General features: G+C 70.4%; 13 protein-coding genes and 1 rRNA gene. 8 read left to right on the forward strand and 6 right to left on the reverse strand.

The window, feature by feature from the left end:
* The first annotated feature begins 9 nt into the window (after positions 1 to 9).
* Positions 10 to 126 (forward strand): 5S ribosomal RNA (gene rrf / locus ESP57_RS11540).
* 153 nt (positions 127 to 279) lie between these two features.
* On the opposite strand, the gene ESP57_RS11545 is transcribed toward rrf, so the two are convergent.
* Positions 280 to 720, reverse strand: a complete 441-nt coding sequence (locus tag ESP57_RS11545; protein ID WP_129231693.1) for a nitroreductase family deazaflavin-dependent oxidoreductase — start codon at positions 718 to 720, stop codon at positions 280 to 282.
* Positions 721 to 814: 94 nt separating this feature from the next.
* On the reverse strand, positions 815 to 2,251 hold the full coding sequence (locus ESP57_RS11550; protein ID WP_129231694.1) for a PucR family transcriptional regulator: 1,437 nt from the start codon (positions 2,249 to 2,251) through the stop codon (positions 815 to 817).
* Positions 2,252 to 2,370: 119 nt separating this feature from the next.
* Between ESP57_RS11550 and ESP57_RS11555 the strand changes: the two genes are divergently transcribed.
* The 4 genes from ESP57_RS11555 to ESP57_RS11570 all read left to right on the forward strand — a co-directional run bounded on the left by ESP57_RS11555 (position 2,371) and on the right by ESP57_RS11570 (position 6,144).
* The gene (locus ESP57_RS11555; protein ID WP_129231695.1) at positions 2,371 to 3,468 is read left to right on the forward strand and encodes an alcohol dehydrogenase catalytic domain-containing protein; all 1,098 of its coding nucleotides are present in this window, start codon (positions 2,371 to 2,373) and stop codon (positions 3,466 to 3,468) included.
* A gap of 34 nt (positions 3,469 to 3,502) precedes the next feature.
* The gene (locus ESP57_RS11560) at positions 3,503 to 4,948 is read left to right on the forward strand and encodes an APC family permease (RefSeq protein WP_115959927.1); all 1,446 of its coding nucleotides are present in this window, start codon (positions 3,503 to 3,505) and stop codon (positions 4,946 to 4,948) included.
* A gap of 170 nt (positions 4,949 to 5,118) precedes the next feature.
* Positions 5,119 to 5,547 carry a hypothetical protein gene (locus ESP57_RS11565; protein WP_129231696.1) on the forward strand — a complete coding sequence of 143 codons (429 nt, stop codon included), beginning with the start codon at positions 5,119 to 5,121 and terminating at the stop codon, positions 5,545 to 5,547.
* Between the two features lie 51 nt (positions 5,548 to 5,598).
* Positions 5,599 to 6,144 carry a hypothetical protein gene (locus ESP57_RS11570; protein WP_129231697.1) on the forward strand — a complete coding sequence of 182 codons (546 nt, stop codon included), beginning with the start codon at positions 5,599 to 5,601 and terminating at the stop codon, positions 6,142 to 6,144.
* 94 nt (positions 6,145 to 6,238) lie between these two features.
* Here ESP57_RS11570 and ESP57_RS11575 read toward each other — a convergent pair whose 3' ends face one another.
* Positions 6,239 to 7,108, reverse strand: coding sequence for an NmrA family NAD(P)-binding protein (locus tag ESP57_RS11575; RefSeq protein ID WP_129231698.1), 870 nt, complete (start codon positions 7,106 to 7,108; stop codon positions 6,239 to 6,241).
* A gap of 87 nt (positions 7,109 to 7,195) precedes the next feature.
* Between ESP57_RS11575 and ESP57_RS11580 the strand changes: the two genes are divergently transcribed.
* Positions 7,196 to 7,897, forward strand: a complete 702-nt coding sequence (locus tag ESP57_RS11580; RefSeq protein ID WP_129231699.1) for a helix-turn-helix transcriptional regulator — start codon at positions 7,196 to 7,198, stop codon at positions 7,895 to 7,897.
* A gap of 20 nt (positions 7,898 to 7,917) precedes the next feature.
* Here ESP57_RS11580 and ESP57_RS11585 read toward each other — a convergent pair whose 3' ends face one another.
* From ESP57_RS11585 to ESP57_RS11595, 3 genes are all read right to left on the reverse strand, one after another.
* On the reverse strand, positions 7,918 to 8,949 hold the full coding sequence (locus ESP57_RS11585) for an LLM class flavin-dependent oxidoreductase (RefSeq protein ID WP_129231700.1): 1,032 nt from the start codon (positions 8,947 to 8,949) through the stop codon (positions 7,918 to 7,920).
* 71 nt (positions 8,950 to 9,020) lie between these two features.
* On the reverse strand, positions 9,021 to 10,484 hold the full coding sequence (locus ESP57_RS11590; RefSeq protein ID WP_129231701.1) for a DUF7507 domain-containing protein: 1,464 nt from the start codon (positions 10,482 to 10,484) through the stop codon (positions 9,021 to 9,023).
* 169 nt (positions 10,485 to 10,653) lie between these two features.
* On the reverse strand, positions 10,654 to 11,355 hold the full coding sequence (locus tag ESP57_RS11595) for a YceI family protein (protein WP_129231702.1): 702 nt from the start codon (positions 11,353 to 11,355) through the stop codon (positions 10,654 to 10,656).
* A gap of 108 nt (positions 11,356 to 11,463) precedes the next feature.
* Here ESP57_RS11595 and ESP57_RS11600 point away from each other — a divergent pair, with 108 nt between their 5' ends.
* Both ESP57_RS11600 and ESP57_RS11605 read left to right on the forward strand, forming a co-directional pair.
* Positions 11,464 to 11,967, forward strand: a complete 504-nt coding sequence (locus ESP57_RS11600; protein ID WP_129231703.1) for a hypothetical protein — start codon at positions 11,464 to 11,466, stop codon at positions 11,965 to 11,967.
* 183 nt (positions 11,968 to 12,150) lie between these two features.
* Positions 12,151 to 14,319 carry an ATP-dependent Clp protease ATP-binding subunit gene (locus ESP57_RS11605; RefSeq protein ID WP_165877456.1) on the forward strand — a complete coding sequence of 723 codons (2,169 nt, stop codon included), beginning with the start codon at positions 12,151 to 12,153 and terminating at the stop codon, positions 14,317 to 14,319.
* Positions 14,320 to 14,368 lie beyond the last annotated feature (49 nt).

Consider the following 14,368-nt stretch of genomic DNA (forward strand, 5'->3'; position numbering starts at 1 on the left):
TTCTAGAGTTTCGGCGGCCATAGCGCGAGGGAAACGCCCGGACACATTCCGAACCCGGAAGCTAAGACTCGCAGCGCCGATGGTACTGCAGGGGGGACCCTGTGGGAGAGTAGGACACCGCCGGACATAAATTCGAAGAGAGCCGCCCAGAAATGGGCGGCTCTCTTTGGTTTAACACCCGCCACAACGCGGCACAACCCACCAACAGCACAAGGCCGCCCCAACCGGGCGGCCTTTCCACGTTTACGAGACCGGCTCCGCGCGTCGCCGCGCCGGGGGTCAGAGCACGACGCGCGTCAGCTTGAACACGGGGATCAGGCGCTCGGTCTTCACCTGGTAGTCAGCGTAGGGCGGGTAGGCCTCGACGGCGCGCGCCCACCAGGTCTCGCGCTCATCGCCCTCGAGCTCGCGGGCTTCGTAGTCGTGCTTCTCGCCGCCGTCCTGCAGTTCGACGTGCGGGTGCTTCTTCACGTTCCAGTACCAGACCGGATGCTTCGGCGCGCCGCCGAGGGAGGCGACGATCGCGTACTCGCCGTCGTGCTCGACGCGCATGAGGGCCGTCTTGCGGAGCTTGCCCGACTTCGCCCCGACCGTGGTGAGCACGATGATCGGCATGCCTCGCAGGGTGTTCGACGTCTCGCCGTTCGACGCCTCGAACGCCTCGGCCTGCTTGCGCGCCCACGCGGACGTGCTCGGCTCGTACTCGCCTTCCAATGGCATGGATCCTCCTCGGTGGTCTCTCGACGATAACCCCGAGCCGGGCTGGAGCATTCCGGCGGACGGGCCGGCGTGCCTCCGCGCTCCCTCGGAGGGCTCAGCGGTCGAGCGCTCGGATCGCGAGCCACGCCGCCGTGCGATCGTCGGGGTTGCCCATCGAGAGTCCGGTGAGCTCCTCGACGCGATGGATGCGATTCGTGAGCGTCTGCCGGTGCACGCCGAGCTGCTCTGCGGCCACGCCCCACGAGCCGTGCTCGGCGAGGTAGACGCGCAGGGTGCGAGTGAGCTCGCCGTGCAGGCCGTCGTCGCCGCGCAAGGGGTCGAGCACCTCGGTGAGACGCGCGTTGTCGCCGGCGTCGAGCCGATCGAGCACGAGGGCCACCGTGGGCAGCGCCCGATAGCGCGACACGGTACGGCCGTCGGTGACCGCGACGTCGAGCGCCTGCCTGGCCTCGGCGGCGGTGCGGGCGAGGGCATCGGATGCCGCGGGGGAGCCGAGCCCGAGGCGGAGCGGCGTGCGGGCATCGGCGGTGACGCCTTCGACTCTGCGCACGAGGTCGTCGACGCGATCGTCACGGAGGAAGCCGAGCAGATGGCCCGGCTCCTCGGTGATGAGGTGCACGCTGCCGAGCTCGTCGAGCCATCGGGTGACGAGGCGTTCGAGATCGACCGACTTCGATCGGGCGGTGAGCGCGAATGCGGTGAGCGAACTCTCGTGCACGCCCCAGCGGCGCAGCAGCGCGGCTGCGGCGGAACCGCCCTCGAGCAGGGTGCCGATCATCACCTCGCGCCCGAGGCGCTCCGTCGTCGTGCGGTCGTGCGTACGGAGGATGAGGTCGAGCAGCGCCGCGGCCTGCGAGGCCAGGTCTCGGCCACGACTCATCGACGCCTCGCGCGAGGAGATGACGAGGTAGGCGCTCAGATCCTCGCCCGTGCCGACGGGATGCACCTGCAGGCCCGGGTGCCGCACGCGCACCGGCCGACTGAACGCGACGGCGACCGCGTCCTGCACGTGGAGCCCGCCCGCGCCCGCGGTCGAGATCACCTGTCCGTGCGGGTCGAGCAGCACTGCCCACCCGTCGATGCGGCGGGCGAGCTCGGCCACAACCGCGGCGACGCCGCCGCGACGCGCGACCTGGGTGAGCACCTTCGTGCCGGTGGTGACGAGCCGGTCCTCAGCGGCCTGGTCGGTCGCGAGCAGGGCGACGAGCAGCGGATGCAGCACGGCGTCGGATGCCTCGGCGCCGATGATGGCCGTGGCGCCCGCGGAGTCGACGGCACGCCGAAGCGCCCGGGTCGCCCCGTGGCTGACGAGCACGGCGCCGGCCAAGGCGTCGACGCGCGGTCCCCCTGTGGTGAGCGCCGAGGCGAGCGGCTCGGCACCCGCCACGACGAGGGTCGCGAAGCCGGGGTGCCCGACGACGCTGAAGTCCTCGAGGCGAAGTGCGGCGTCGACCGGCGTCGCGGGCGGGGTGCCGTCGCCGACGAGCTCGCCGCCGAGCACGCGGGCTATTGAGAGCACGTCACGGGCCATGCCTTCGAGTGTACGAAATGCCGCGACATCCGCTGGCCTTTCGACATTCTTCGCAGTGACTCGGGACCTCGAGCCTGCCTACCATCGGGCGTACCCCAGCACTGATCCAAGGGAGCATCATGAAAGCCATCGTCTTCCGCGCACCGGAGACGCCGATCGAGGTCGCCGATGTCGATCTCGCCGCCCCCAAGGCCGGCGAGGTCCGCGTCAAGATCGCGGCGGCGGGCGTCTGCCACTCCGACCTGCACGTGAAGCGCGGGGAATGGGACGCCCCGGCACCGCTCGTCATGGGTCATGAGGGGTCGGGCGTGGTCGTCGAACTCGGCGACGGCGTCACATCGCTCGCCGTCGGCGACCACGTGGTGCTCTCGTGGGTGCCGCCGTGCGGCGAGTGCCGCTATTGCCGGTCGGGCCATGAGGCGCGCTGCCAGAAGGTCGCCACGGTCGTCGCGCCGAAGGGCGTGCTCTTCGACGGCACCTCGCGCCTCTCGCAGGGCGAGGAGTCGCTCCACCACTACCTCGGCGTCTCGTCGTTCGCCGAGGAGGTCGTCGTGCCGGCATCCGGTGCCGTGAAGGTGCGCGACGACGCGCCGCTCGACGTCGTCGCCGTCGTCGGCTGCGCCGTCGCGACCGGCGTGGGCGCCGTGCTCAACACCGCCGCCGTCGAGCCCGGCTCGACGGTCGTCGTCATCGGATGCGGCGGGGTCGGCCTGAACGTCGTGCAGGGCGCCCGCCTCGCAGGCGCCGAGCGGATCGTGGCCATCGACGTGCGCGCCGACAAGACCGCGCTCGCCGTGCAGTTCGGCGCCACCGACCAGATCGACGCCTCGCAGGTCGACGCGGTCGAGGCGCTCTTCGCGCTCATCCCGGACGGCGTCGACTACGCGTTCGACGCGATCGGGCGCACCTCGACCACCGAGCAAGCGATCCGGATGCTCGGCCTCGGCGGCGCTGCCGTCATCGTGGGCCTGCCGCCGACCGGTGCCAAGGCCTCGTTCGAACCCCTCGTGCTCGCCGAAGCAGACCAGCGCATCCTCGGCTCGAACTACGGCTCGGTGCGCCCCTCCATCGACATCCCCGCGCTCGTCGACCGCTACATGGACGGCCAGCTGAAGCTCGACCCGCTGATCTCGGCGCGCCGCCCGCTGGCCGAGGCCGCCGAGGCGTTCGACGATCTCGAATCCGGCGAAGCGCTCCGCACGCTCCTCATCCCCTGACCGCTGCAGCACCCGACTCACTGGAGAGTTCCCCATGACCACCACCACCCAAGCGCCGGCCGCCCGAGCCGACGCCCCCAAGGACGCCGGGCTCCGCCGCGGCGTCATGAGCGGACCCGAGCTCGCGGCCCAGGCGATCGCCAACATCGCCCCGAGCGCGGTCATCGCGTTCACCGCGGCCGGTATCTTCATCGGCGCCGGCAACGGCACGATGCTCTCGTTCGTGCTCGCCACGATCGTGATCCTCGCCGTCGGCTACTGCGTCGCGGTGTTCGCCAAGAAGCACGCATCGGCGGGCTCGCTCTACACGTACGTCGCCAAGGGCCTCGGCCCGTTCGGCGCCTACCTCGCGGGTGTCGCCCTGCTCATCGGCTGCTGGGGCATCGCCGCCGGTTCGCTCGGCGGCTCGGTCTCGTACTTCAACCAGTTCCTGCTGCTCATCGGCGTGCCGTTCGAGGGCGTATTCGCCCAGATCACGCTCGCGATCGTGCTCGGTGGGCTCGCGACGCTCTTCACGATCCGCGGCATCCGCCTCTCGGCGCGCGTCTCGCTCGTGCTCGAGCTCGTCTCGGTCGCGATCATCCTCGTGCTGCTCGTGCTCGCCCTCGTGTGGGCCGGCCCGAACGCATGGGACCCGGCGCAGTTCTCGCTCGAGGGCGTGCCGTTCCAGGGTGTCGCCGCGGGCATGGTGCTCGGCATCCTGGGCTTCGTCGGCTTCTCGTCGGCCGATGCCCTCGGCCGTGAGGCGAAGAACCCGTACAAGGCGATCCCGCGGGCGATCATGTGGAGCGCCCTCGGCGTCGGCGTGCTCTACGTCTTCTCGGCGTACACGCAGATCGCGATCCTCGGCGACGACCTCGCCACGGTCGCGAGCCCGCTCGAGGCGATCTCGGCGCAGATCGGCATGCCCGCCTGGTTCGGCCCGGTGCTCACCTTCGGCGTCGGCGCCTCGTTCTTCGCCGTCGTCGTGGCCCCGCTCAACGTCGTCGGCCGCATCATCTACGTGATGGGCAAGGAGGGCGTCGTCGCCGAGCGCTTCGGCCGCACCCACGAGCGCCACCTCACGCCGCACCGCGTGCTGCTCGTCGCCGGCCCCGCCGCGATCGTGCTCGACGTCGTGCTCCTCGCGATCGGCGTGCACCCGATGGACATCGTCGTGTGGGTCGACACGTATGGCACCTACGGCTACATGGTCGCCTATGCGCTCGTCGCGATCGCGTGCGTCGTCTACACGCGCCGCGAGAAGATGCGCAACGGTCTCGTGTGGGTGTGCGCCACGGTCGCCGTCGTCGCCATGGTCTACGTGTTCTTCGCGAACGTGTGGCCGGTGCCTGCGTGGCCGCTGAACGTCATCCCGTACCTGTTCCTCATCACCATGATCGCCGCGCTCGCCTGGTACCTGCACCTCGCGAAGCGTCGCCCCGAGGTCATCGCGAACATCGGCAACACCGAGACCGACGCGCTCGAGGGCGTCGGCTAGGGCGCCGCAGAGACCCGCGTTCCGTCGTCGTTCGATCGGCGGCGGGGCGCGGCCCCGACCCCGCGCCTCCCTGCGCTCCCCAATCGGCCAGGGAGGCGCGGTCGTGTTCAGGGACTGCGCTGCTCTGCGGTGTTCGGGCGCGGCTTCCGAACACTGGCTAGAGTCTGCGCATGGCGATCTTCAAGCGAACCCCGGCGGTGCCGACCGTGCCGACCGTCTATCAGGGGCTCGCAGGACTCGAGTCGGCCGTCCCGGCCGAGCTCGCCGCGCGGGTCTTCCTCGGCGCGTTCGCGGGCGCCGAGTCGCGACACGTACGGCCGGAGACCGTGCTCGGCATCCTGCAGCGACTCTCCGGCGTCGACGAGGTGCCCGGCATGACCGTGCGCGGCACGCTCACCACCCCGCGGGCACGCTACGCGCTCGACCCGGTCTTCGTGCAGTGCGTGCTGCTCTGGGAGCGCGCACTCATCGCCGGGCGCCTCTCCCGCGGCTCCGAGGCGTACCACCACCTCGTGCTGCTTCCGATCGGGGCCCGAGCGTTAGCCGAGGCCGACCCCGAGGCAGCAGTGCGGAGTCTCCTCGACGCGTCGGCCGCCTGAGGTCGGAGCCGCTTCAGAGGCTCGCCGGGCGCCGTCGCCTAGGCTTCGGACATGTCGCTCGACGCATCCGTACGTCCCGAGTCCGCCATCATCGCTGCCGTGTCGCGGCTTCACGATCTCGGTTTCCAGGGGGTGCGGGTGGAGGCGAACCACTACGCCACCGGGCACTGGCGGTGTCGCGTCCTGGTGCCGGAGCCGGGCGACATGATCGGTTCGGCCGACGAGCGGAACATCCTCCTGTCGTACACGAACGGCTCGGGTCGGGATGTCTTCGGGGACGGCCGCACCGACTGGGATGTCGTCGCTCTCGCCGACCGGCTCGCCCGAGCGGCTCAGGAGCTCCCATCGGCCACACGGCCGGACCCGCAGTACGCCGCCTGGCTCGCCGAGTTGCGGCGCCGTACGGCGGGCGGGTGGTTCGTGATGTGGGAAGACGCCTACTCGCCGGAGCAGATGTGGCAGACCCGAGGACTGGTGCGCCTGGTCTATGCGGATCGCGCCGCCGCAGAGTCGGACGCTGCCGATCCGGCGCATGGCGGCGTCGACGAGAACGGCTGGTCGCTCTCCGGCACGATGCCGGCACCGCCCTCGGCGTGACGGGTCCGCGTCGGAGTGCCCGCCGATCGATATCGAGGCGATCGCGAACAACGGCAACACCGAGACCGACGCGCTCGCCCGGCTCCCGGCTGCATCAGAGCTGTCGCCGCAGCACGTCGTAGGCCCATGAGGCCAGCGTCGTCGGCGTTGTGCCCAGCACGGTTCGCGGCTGCTCGGCGACGAAGCCGTCGCGGAGCCCGGTGGACATGCCCATGAGCGCGTCGACGAGGGTGTCGGGCATCCCGGCGCCGAGCATCCCGTCGCGCATCGCGTCATCCGGGATCCGTTCGACGCGGAGTGGTCGGCCGGTCGCCTCGGACACGACCTCGGCGACCCGCCGCCAGGTGAGATCCTCCGGTCCGTGCACGGCCTGGACATGCCGGCCGCTCCACTTCGTCGAGAGCAGTCGGGTGACCGCGACCTCGGCGATGTCTCGCGGAGCGACCCAGGCCATCGGCTGATCAACGGGAAGGATGACCTGCAGGCTGCCGGATCGCACCTGATCGAGCTGGAGTTCGAGGTTGCTGAAGAAGTACCCGCAGCGCAGATGGGTGACGTCGGCTCCGGTGGCATCCAGCGCGACCTCGGTGCCTGCGAGTCCGTCGATCTCGCCGGCACCGTGGCGCTTCTCGGCACCGACGCTGCTCTGGAAGACCACCCGCGCGATGCCGTTGTCCTCGACCGCGCGCACCGCGCTCGCCGTGGCGCTTCGGTAGTCGTCGAGCGGATCAGCGCTCGCCGCAGGCGGGTCGACCCAATAGAGCGCGTCGACACCGGATGTCGCTGCGCTCACGGCCTCGACGTCGAGCTGGTCGACCTCGATCGCGTCCACCACCGGCCGGATCTCGGGGTCGAGCCGCTCGAGATCGCGCGCCAGCACGAGGGGGCGCACGCCCGCCCGCACGAGCATGGCGACGACGTGCCGACCGACATTGCCGGTCGGGGTGGTGACGGCGATTCGCATGATTCGGGTCCTTTCGTCGAGACGATCGACCCAAGGTAGCGACAGTGGCGGACGGATCATGGCCGCCATTGCCCGCACAATGGAGGAATGGAGAGCGATCCGACCGCGCGCGCCCTGACCCTGCTGTCGGTGCTCCAGACAGGCGCCGACTGGAGTGCGGCCACGCTCGCCGAGCGACTCGGGATCAGCGCGCGAACCGTGCGGCGAGACGTCGATCGGCTCCGCGGGCTGGGCTACGCGATCACGGCCAAGCCCGGGCCCGGGAGCGTGTACCGGCTCGGCGCGGGTGCGACGATTCCACCGCTGCTCTTCACCGCCGACGAGATCGCGGCGATCGTCGCGGGCCTGCGTCTGATCGCGCCGCGACTGCAGGGGGATGAGAGCGCCCAGGTCGCCCTCGCGAAGCTCGAGCAGGTGCTGCCGCCCGGGCTCCGCCGTCGCGCCGACGCGATCGACCTCGCCACCGAGGTGCTCGAAGAGGAGCACGCCGTCGCGGCGCAGGACGTCGGCATCGTCGCCGACGCCGTGGCGGAGGTCGGACGCATCCGGTTCGCCTACCTCGACGGGAACGCGGTCTCGTCTGCACGACTCGTCGACCCGTATCGGCACGTGCTCAGAGCGGGACGCTGGTATCTCGTCGGCTTCGATCTCGACCGCGACGAGTGGCGCACATTCCGCTTCGACCGCATATCCGGCGTCGAGCGCGTGCCGGGCACGTATCGGAGGCGGGAGTTCCCGGATGCCTCGATCGGCCGCTGGTTCGCCACGGACTTCGGCAGGCTCGGCTGAGCGCCGCCGTCACAGGGCGTTCAGCGGTTCGCGGGCTCCCAGCCGAGGCTCGGCGCGACGTGCTCGGCGAAGGCCGTGATGAGCCGCAGGTTGAACTCGACCCCGAGCTGGCTCGGAATGGTGAGCATGAGCGTGTCTGCCTCGCGGATCGCGGCATCGCGCAGCAGCTGCTCGACCAGCTTGTCGGGGGTGCCGGCGTAGGTCTTGCCGAACGTCGAGCGCATGCCGTCGATGTAACCGACGCCGTCTCCGTCTTGACGGCCGCCGAAGTAGAGCTCATCTTCGGCCGTCGTGATCGGGAAGATCGAACGGCTCACCGAGGTGCGCGGCTCGCCGGGGTGGCCGGCCTCGCGCCACGCCGTGCGGAAGGTCTGGATCTGCTGCGCCTGCAGCTCGTCGAAGGGCATGCCGCGGTCTTCGGTGAGGAGGGTCGACGACATGAGGTTCACGCCGCGGCGCCCGGCCCACTCGGCCGAGTCGCTGTTGCCGGCGCCCCACCAGATGCGCGAGCGCAGGCCGGGGGAGTACGGCTCGATCCGCTGCAGGCCGCTCGCGCCGCCGCCGAACGGCGACGAGGCATCCGCTTCGGCGATGCCCTTCCCCTCGACCGCCTCGAGGAACCGGTCGAAGTGCGCGCGTGCGATGTCGGCGCCGCGAGGGTCCTCGGAGCCGGTGTACCCGAACGCCTCGTAACCGCGCACGACGGTCTCGGGTGATCCCCGGCTGACGCCGAGTGCGAGCCGGCCGCCCGAGATGAGGTCGACGGCTGCCGCCTCCTCGGCGAGGTGGAGCGGGTTCTCGTACCGCATGTCGACGACGCCGGTGCCGACCTCGATGTGCCGGGTGCGCGCCGCGATCGCCGCGAGGAGCGGCATCGGCGACGCCTGCTGGCGGGCGAAGTGGTGCACGCGGAAGTACGCGCCGTTCACGCCGAGCTCATCCATGCCCTGGGCGAGGTCGATCGCCTGCAGCATGGAATCCGCGGCAGAGAGCTCGCGGCCGCCGCCGAGCGGGCCGTAGTGTCCGAATGAGAGCGTTCCGAAGCGTTGCACGACAGGTGGAACGACCGCGCGTCAGTGTCTATTCCGGTGCATGGATGTCGCGGCTGCCGCGCCCGGCGAGATCAGCGGCGACGCCGGAGCACCAGGAGGCTGCCGCCGGTCAGGGCGGTCATCCCGGCCACGAGCATCGGGAGCGCCGATGGGCCCGTCGGCGGCAATGCCGGAGGCACCGCGGCGCCCGCACCGACGACGATCGTCGCGGAGACCGGTGCCGAGGTCACGGGGGCCGTGCCCGCGAGCCCGCCGGCGGTGGCGACGTTCGTGACCGACCCGGCGGCGGCGTCAGCATCGGTCACGGTGTACGTGCCGTGACAGACGGTCGAGTCGCCCGCCTGGCCCGCCGGGGCCAGCTCCGACGCTTCGCAGGTCACGCCGGCGATGCGGTCGTCGACGACGGCGACGTCGGTGATCGCGACCGCCGAGGTGTTCAGCACCTCGTAGGTGTAGTCGACGACGTCGCCGGACGCGTAGGTCTTCGAGTCGTCGACGAGCTTGGTGAGCCCGAGCTGGGCCAGCGGGTCGATCGCCTGCACCACGACGTTCCTGATGAGGTGCACATCGGTGAACAGGCCCGTCGAGGCGCTGAACCCGAACTTGTAGGTCGGGGGCGTCGGCTGCGGTGCCGCGAAGTCGAGCACCTGCTGCATGCCCGCGCCGTCATTGAAGTCGATGGAGACGGTGACCTGGGGGTCGGGCGCCGGGGAGATCTGCACCGTGACCGTACGGCGCGTCGGCTCGAGCAGGGCCGCGGCCTGGGCAGGGTCGGCTCCGGTGAGGTCGGGGGCGGGGCCGTGCAGGTCCCCTGGGAGCGTCGACGTCCAGGGGCCTGTGGTCGACAACTGGTCGGCGGTCGCCGTGAGGAAGCAGTACCCCTCGGTGCCGTTGCCCGGCCCGCGCACCGTCACCATGTTCTCGCCGGGGGCCGGGGCATAGAAGGCCTCACCCGACGGGGAGCGGACCTCGCAGCTGTCGCCACGCCGCTCCCAGTCGCCGAAGTAGTTGCCGAGCACATCGAGGCCGATGCCGAGGTATCCGCCCTCGACGCCGGGGAGGAACGGTGGATCGACTTCGAATCCCGGCTCTTTCTGCGCGTACCCGAGACTGCCTCCGAACGCGCCCGGCGCATCGAGGCTGGTCGCGCCGTCGACGAGGAAGAAGGCGATGCCGTCGGCGGGCACGAGGGAGTCAGAGCCGTACTGCCATTGCTCGAACGTGATCTCCACACCCTGCGTCGCCGGGATCGGCACGTCGTAGAGTGCGGCGCCGGCCTGGTCGGTGAGCCGATCGGTCAGCCGGAGGAACCCGTCGGGGTCGGCTCCGTTGGGCGGGGCGGCCGGGCTCGGAGCGGGACACCCCAGCACCGGATGCGAACCGATCGGCGTCGCGAGCACCGTGGGTGCGCCGGTGATGCACGCTGAGCCGTAAGCCTGGAACCCGTCGATCACCGTGGCGCCGCGGAAGTCCTCGTCGACGAGCACAGGTCCCGCAGCGGCGGCGAACGCCGGCTGCAGTGTCGACGAACTCACCCCAACCCCGATTCCGATGGCTCCTATCGTCACGGCGACCGCGATGAATACAGCCCGCTTCCGAAGCTCCCCCATGGGCACATGCTAGGGACGGAGGGCCCGAACCTCCAGCATGAGGTTCGGATCACCGCGAACGCATGCGCCGCAACCCTCGCGGCAACGCCTCGCCTCAGCCGCGCGTGAGCACGAGCGAGAACTCGACGAACCCGTCGGGCTCGACCGAGACGAACCCGAGGTTCGGCGCCTCGACGCCGAAGTCGGCGAAGGTGATCGGGACGCTGCCGGCCACCTGGCCGTCGCCGCCGTTCCAGACCGCGTCGAGGTCGACGGTCACCGGGCGGGTGACGCCGGCGATGGTGAGTTCGCCCGCTGCCTGCACGGTCTGCACGTCGCCGACGACGGGCGCCGCGTCGATCGTGATGGGCTCGGTGAGCACGAAGGTCGCCGTCGGGAACTCGTCCGTGCGCAGGGCACTCGAGCGGAAGTACTCGTCGCGGTTGCCCGAGTCCGTCGCGATCGATGCGACGTCGACCTCGATCGATGCGGCGGTCAGGCTCAGCCCGTCGACCGTGAAGCCGCCGGTCACGTCGGAGGTGCGACCGGTGACGGTGACGTCGGTGCCGTTCAGCACCTCGTCGACGCGATAGCCGGCGAACGAGCCGTCGGCCACGGCCCACTGGCCGGTGAGGTCGGATGCCTCGGTGCCGGCGTCGACCGTCGCCGAGGGTGGCGTGGTCACCGACGGCGCCGCTTCGGCCTCGCCGACGATGAGGTCGCGGTAGACGATCGGGGCCGCGATGGCGGCGGTCGCACCGAGCACGAGCGCTCCGGCGACGATCGAGGCGGTGATGATCTTGGTGCGCTTCTGCATGCGGCCTCCACAGGGTCGGACTTCGAGCATGCCGGATCAACGTATGAGAATGCATTGAATTCGCCGCGATCCGGTCGAGATGACGACGGATGACGCAGACTGTCGTGCATGAGCCACTCCCAGGACTCCGGCGACCCGCACGTGCTCGGCCCCGGTCTGCTGCCGACGCCGTTCACCGCCGACGAGATCCGGGACGCGAGCGGCTCCGGCAAGACGATCCGCATCCTCGTGGAGGAGCCCGAGGGCGAGGCGTTCGAGCGGGTCAACCGCTTCACCGAGTGCGATGACGAGGGCGCCACCCTCGAGCGCTGGCGCGTCGCGCCCGACGGCGGTGTCGACGGTGAGATCGCGAGCGCGCGGGTGACCTGGCTCGAGCTGCAGGGTCACGCCGCGTTCCCCGCCGAGCGCACGACCGTCGACGAGGAGACCATCGACCTGCCGATCGGGCGGGTCGAGTGCCTGCGCTACGACACGCGTGATGAAGCTCCGGATGCCGCGGCCGAGACGTTCTGGTTCGCCCGGGCATTCCCGGGCATGCCGGTGCGGTTCGAATCGCCGACGCCCGCCGGTCGCGTGCGAACCACGGTGCTCGCCGTCGAGGTGGTGCGTTGACCGGCTGACCGCCTCGCCGGTCGGCTGTTCGGCGAAGCAGAGCACAGCCTGCCGATCGCTGGCGCGCCACGCGGCATCCGTCTAGCGTGATCTGTGGGGGAGATTCGGCGCGGAAGTCGGAATACCAGCCCTCTCGGCAAAGTTGAGTTAACTAGACTCAAGTTTTGAACGAAGGGAGTGCCTGTGGCCAACATGCAGGGTGCGCCGAGCACGCAGGAAGAGCAGAAGTCGGCGCTCGAACAGTACGGCGTCAACCTCACCGAGATCGCCAAGGCCGGAAAGCTCGATCCCGTGATCGGGCGCGATTCCGAGATCCGTCGCGTCAGCCAGGTGCTCACGCGACGCACGAAGAACAACCCCGTGCTCATCGGCGAGCCGGGCGTCGGCAAGACCGCCGTCGTCGAGGGACTCGCCCAGCGCATCGTCGCCGGCGACGTCGCCGAGTCGCTGAAGGGCAAGCAGCTCATCTCGCTCGACATCTCCGCGCTCGTCGCCGGTGCGATGTACCGCGGCCAGTTCGAGGAGCGGCTGAAGGCCGTGCTCAAGGAGATCAACGACGCCGAGGGCGAGATCATCACCTTCGTCGACGAACTGCACCTGCTCATGGGCGCGGGCGGCGGCGAGGGATCCGTCGCGGCGTCCAACATGCTGAAGCCCATGCTCGCCCGTGGCGAGCTGCGGCTCATCGGTGCGACCACGCTCAACGAGTACCGCGAATACATCGAGAAGGATGCCGCGCTCGAACGCCGCTTCCAGCAGGTGTACGTCGGCGAGCCGAGCGTCGAGGACACGATCGCGATCCTCCGCGGGCTCAAGGGGCGCTACGAGGCCCACCACGGCGTCACGATCTCCGATGCCGCGCTCGTCGCCGCGGCATCGCTGTCGAACCGGTACATCTCAGCGCGTCAGCTGCCCGACAAGGCGATCGACCTCGTCGACGAGGCCATGTCGCGCCTCAAGATGGAGATCGACTCGAGCCCTGTCGAGATCGACCAGCTGAAGCGCCAGGTCGACCGCATGAAGCTCGAGGAGCTCGCCCTCAAGAAGGAGAAGGACGACGCGTCGAAGGAGCGGCTGGCGAAGCTGCGCGAGACGCTCGTCGAGCAGGAGCGCGAGCTCGCGGGCCTCGAGGCCCGCTGGGCCCGAGAGCGGATGTCGCTGAACCGCGTCGGCGACCTGAAGAAGCAGCTCGACGACGCGGTCACGCAGCGCGACCGAGCCATGCGCGAGGCCGACTACGCGAAGGCGTCGAAGCTCGAGTACGAGACGATCGCGCGCCTGCAGCGCGACCTCGAGGCGGCCGAGCAGGCCGAGCAGGCTCCCGACGAGCCCCGCATGGTCAACGAGCAGGTCACCGAGGAGGACATCGCCCAGGTGATCGCCGCGTGGACGGGCATCCCCGTCGGCCGACTGCTGCAGGGCGAGACCGAGAAGCTGCTGCACCTCGAGCAGGAGCTCGGCAAGCGCCTCATCGGCCAGAAGCGCGCCGTCGCGGCGGTCGCCGACTCGGTGCGCCGCTCGCGCGCCGGCATCAGCGACCCCAACCGGCCGACGGGGTCGTTCCTGTTCCTCGGCCCGACCGGCGTCGGCAAGACCGAGCTCGCGAAGTCGCTCGCCGACTTCCTCTTCGACGACGAGCATGCCATGGTGCGCATCGACATGTCGGAGTACGGCGAGAAGTTCTCGGTCTCGCGACTCGTCGGCGCGCCCCCCGGGTACGTCGGCTACGACCAGGGCGGCCAGCTCACCGAGGCCGTGCGTCGTCGCCCCTACTCGGTGATCCTCTTCGACGAGGTCGAGAAGGCGCACCCCGAGGTCTTCGACGTGCTGCTGCAGGTGCTCGACGACGGGCGCCTCACCGACGGCCAGGGCCGCACGGTGGACTTCAGGAACACCATCCTGATCCTCACGTCGAACCTCGGCTCGCAGTACCTGATCGACCCGTCGCTCAGCTGGGACGAGAAGGAGCAAGCCGTGCTGCAGACTGTGCGGCAGGCCTTCAAGCCCGAGTTCGTGAACCGGCTCGACGACATCGTAGTGTTCTCGGCGCTCAGCGAAGACGAGCTCGCCGAGATCGTCAACCTCTACATCGACCGGCTGTCGGCGCGACTGCACGAGCGGCGACTGCAGCTCGGCGTCACTCCCGATGCGCGGGCGTGGCTCGCCGAGCGCGGGTACGACCCGCTGTACGGCGCCCGACCGCTGCGCCGGCTCATGCAGCACGAGATCGACGACCGGCTCGCCCGGGCGCTGCTCACGGGCGAGGTTCGCGACGGCGACACGGTCGTGGTCGGCCTCGCCGACGACGGCGACTCGCTCACCGTGGCACGGGCCGAGCTCCCGGTCGAATAGGGGCGCCCCGCGGCATCCGTTCGAATCACCGAGCGGATGCCGCGTCGCG

The organism is Agromyces fucosus (assembly GCF_004134865.1).
Classification (GTDB): Bacteria; Actinomycetota; Actinomycetes; order Actinomycetales; family Microbacteriaceae; genus Agromyces; species Agromyces fucosus.

Coding starts and splice junctions, on each gene's coding strand:
- ESP57_RS11550 (WP_129231694.1), bottom strand. CDS start 2,251: ATGGCCCGTGACGTGCTCTCAATAGCCCGCGTGCTCGGCGGCGAGCTC.
- ESP57_RS11570 (WP_129231697.1), top strand. CDS start 5,599: ATGTCGCTCGACGCATCCGTACGTCCCGAGTCCGCCATCATCGCTGCC.
- ESP57_RS11555 (WP_129231695.1), top strand. CDS start 2,371: ATGAAAGCCATCGTCTTCCGCGCACCGGAGACGCCGATCGAGGTCGCC.
- ESP57_RS11545 (WP_129231693.1), bottom strand. CDS start 720: ATGCCATTGGAAGGCGAGTACGAGCCGAGCACGTCCGCGTGGGCGCGC.
- ESP57_RS11595 (WP_129231702.1), bottom strand. CDS start 11,355: ATGCAGAAGCGCACCAAGATCATCACCGCCTCGATCGTCGCCGGAGCG.
- ESP57_RS11575 (WP_129231698.1), bottom strand. CDS start 7,108: ATGCGAATCGCCGTCACCACCCCGACCGGCAATGTCGGTCGGCACGTC.
- ESP57_RS11565 (WP_129231696.1), top strand. CDS start 5,119: ATGGCGATCTTCAAGCGAACCCCGGCGGTGCCGACCGTGCCGACCGTC.
- ESP57_RS11560 (WP_115959927.1), top strand. CDS start 3,503: ATGACCACCACCACCCAAGCGCCGGCCGCCCGAGCCGACGCCCCCAAG.
- ESP57_RS11600 (WP_129231703.1), top strand. CDS start 11,464: ATGAGCCACTCCCAGGACTCCGGCGACCCGCACGTGCTCGGCCCCGGT.
- ESP57_RS11580 (WP_129231699.1), top strand. CDS start 7,196: ATGGAGAGCGATCCGACCGCGCGCGCCCTGACCCTGCTGTCGGTGCTC.